The 3,059-nt window shown below is 65.3% G+C and carries 3 protein-coding genes; all 3 read left to right on the plus strand.

What is annotated here, in order from left to right:
- Window positions 1–231 (plus strand): transglutaminase family protein (locus EN984_RS28435; RefSeq protein WP_164755739.1); only part of this gene is annotated, 231 nt, incomplete at its 5' end.
- Between the two features lie 6 nt (window positions 232–237).
- On the plus strand, window positions 238–2,649 hold the full coding sequence (locus tag EN984_RS28440) for a circularly permuted type 2 ATP-grasp protein (RefSeq protein WP_127270503.1): 2,412 nt from the start codon (window positions 238–240) through the stop codon (window positions 2,647–2,649).
- Between the two features lie 67 nt (window positions 2,650–2,716).
- On the plus strand, window positions 2,717–3,059 hold a 343-nt coding region (locus EN984_RS28445; protein WP_281057350.1), incomplete at its 3' end, for a transglutaminase N-terminal domain-containing protein.

A 3,059-nucleotide genomic window follows, 5' to 3' on the forward strand; every position in this document is an offset into this window, starting at 1 on the left:
ATCTATGACCGCTGGTCGGGACGTGCGGTCGGCGGCTGCGTCTACCATGTCGCCCATCCCGGCGGGCGCAATTACGACACCTTTCCGGTCAATGGCAACGAGGCGGAAGCTCGGCGGCTCGCCCGCTTCGAACCGCGCGGTCATACGCCATCCGCCTATGTGATCCGTGAAGAACAACCGGCGGAAGATTTCCCGATGACCCTTGACCTTCGGCGGCCGGCAAGACTCTGATCAGCGATGGCAAAGGGGAATCACAAGAGGGGACGCGGCAAGCCGCAGACCCACAGCCTGCTGGAGCACTACCAGCCGATCGACGGCGTCGTCGACGAGATGGTCGATGCGTCAGGCAATCCTCGCCCGGCCTGGAAGCATTTTGTCGAGGCGCTCGAGGAACTTGGCGCTGAAAAGCTCGGCCAGCGCTTTGCCCGCGCCGACCAGTATCTGCGCGATGCCGGCGTCTATTACCGCGTCTATGACAAGGCCGGTGCCAATGAGCGCGAATGGCCGCTGGCGCATGTCCCGGTTCTCATCGAGGAGAGCGAGTGGGCGGCGATCAGCGCCGGCCTCGTGCAGCGCGCCGACCTGTTCGAGGAAACCATCGCCGATATCTACGGGCCGAACCGGCTGGTCGAGAAAGGCATCCTGCCGGCGGGATTGATCGCCGCCAGCCCGGAATATTTGCGGCCTGTCGTCGGCACCAGGCCGGCCGGCGGCCACTTCCTGCATTTCTGCGCCTTCGAACTCGGCCGCGGGCCTGATGGCCGATGGTGGGTGCTGGGTGATCGCACGCAGGCGCCGTCCGGCGCCGGTTTCGCACTGGAAAACCGCGTCGCCACCACGCGCGCGCTGTCCGACATCTATGGCGAGATGCATGTGCACCGCCTTGCCGGCTTTTTCCGCCGTTTTCGCGACGCGCTGATCGGCATGGCCAAGGAAACCGACGGCCGCGTCGCCATCCTGACGCCGGGGCCGCTCAACGAAACTTATTACGAGCACGCCTACATCGCCCGCTACCTCGGCATCATGCTGCTCGAAGGCGAGGATTTGACCGTCTCCGGCAGCCGGCTGATGGTGCGCACAGTTTCCGGCCTGATGCCGATCAGCGTGTTGTGGCGGCGGCTCGACGCCGCCTTCGCCGATCCGCTTGAACTGCGCGCGGATTCGCAGATCGGCACGCCGGGCCTGGTCGAGGCGATCCGCCAGGGCGCGGTTGCTACCGTCAACGCGCTGGGCTCCGGCCTGATGGAGACGCGCGCGCTGCTTGCCTTCCTGCCCAAGATTTCACGGGCCTTGCGGGGCGAGGAATTGCTGCTGCCAAGCGTCGCGACATGGTGGTGCGGGCAAGCAACCGAACGCGCGCATGTGCTGGCCAACATCGATCGCATGGTGATCGGGCCGGCGCTGTCGACGAGGCTTGCCTTCGAGGACGACGATTCAACGAAGCTAGGCTCGGCTCTGTCGGCCGGGGAGCGGGCGGAACTGGTGGCGCGCATTGAACGTGATGGCGGCGATTTCGTCGGCCAGGAAGCGGTGACGCTTTCGACGACGCCCGTCTATGTCGGCGGCTGGCTGGAGCCGCGGCCAGCCAGCCTGCGCGTCTACCTGGCGCGAACGCCGGAGGGCTGGACGGTGATGCCGGGCGGTTTTGCCCGAATCGGCCTGTCGCTCGACCCGACGGCGATCGCCATGCAGCGTGGCGGCCAGGCGGCGGATGTCTGGGTTGTCAGCGACAAACCGGTGGAGCGCGAGACGCTGCTGCCGCAAGAAGGCGACAGTTTCAGCCGCACCAGGCCCGGCAGCCTGCCCAGTCGCGCGGCGGAGAACCTGACCTGGCTCGGCCGCTATATCGAGCGCTCGGAAGACACGGTGCGCATCCTGCGCGCCTACCATGTGCGGCTCGCCGAAACCTCCGACCCGGATATGCCGCTGCTCGCCGACATCAGGGATTATCTCGAACCTTTCGGCATCGATGTGGAGACGGCGATCCCGTCAGGGCTGATCGGCACGCTGGATAGTGCGGTCTACAGCGCCGGGCAGATCCGCGACCGCTTCTCGCCCGATGGCTGGCTGGCGCTGAAGGACCTGTCGAAAACCATCCATCAGTTCGCAACGACGGTCGCGCCCGGCGACGACGCGACCCGGGCGATGACGGTCATCCTGCGCAAGCTCGCCGGCTTTTCCGGCCTGCTGCACGAGAACATGTACCGCTTCGCCGGTTGGCGCTTCCTCGAGATCGGCCGCCGGCTGGAGCGCGGTATCCAGATCTCCCGCACGCTGTCGCGGCTGACCAGCGCCAAGGCGCCGGACGGCGCGCTGGACATGATGCTGGAAATCGGCGACAGCGTGATGACCCATCGCCGCCAATATCCGGTGCAGGCCGGTCGGCGCACGGTGATCGACCTGCTGGCGCTCGATCCGCTCAATCCGCGCTCCATCCTGTTCCAGCTCGAAAGGCTGAAGGCCGAAATCGGCCTGTTGCCGTCGCTCGGCGGGGAGGGACAAATGTCGCCGGCGGCGAAGGAAATCCTGCAGCTCAACACCCAGATCGCCATCAAGGAGCCTTCGGATATGACGGCAAAGGCGCTGGACGACCTCGCCTATGAAATCGGCGGCCTCTACAACAGCCTCGCCAAAGCCTATTTCGGCTAAGCAGGTTCCGCAAAAGTGTCGCACGGGTTTTGCGACAAGAACCTGCGCAAAGGCAGAAAAATAGAACATGCTCTACGACATCAGGCTTCATCTGCATTACGATTACGCTGCGGCGGCCGGCGGCGGTCGTCATCAGGTGCGCGTACTGCCGTCGACGATATCAGGCGTGCAGCGTGTCATCGCCGCATCCCTGTCCTTTGCGCCGGCACCCAACGAACGTTCCGACTTTTCCGATTTCTTCGGCAACAACGTCACCTCGATCGCCTTTCGCGACGCGCATGACGCGCTCGACATCAGGATGAGCGCCCGCGTGTCGGTGTCTCGGCCCGAGCCCGGGCTCGACGTGTCGCCCGATATCGCCCGGCTGAGGCAAGAACTCGCCGCGATGCGGTCTCTGGCACCTGATGCAC

The sequence above is a fragment of the Mesorhizobium sp. M7A.F.Ca.CA.004.12.1.1 genome (assembly GCF_003997835.1).
GTDB lineage: Bacteria > Pseudomonadota > Alphaproteobacteria > Rhizobiales > Rhizobiaceae > Mesorhizobium.

Coding starts and splice junctions, on each gene's coding strand:
- EN984_RS28440 (WP_127270503.1), top strand. CDS start 238: ATGGCAAAGGGGAATCACAAGAGGGGACGCGGCAAGCCGCAGACCCAC.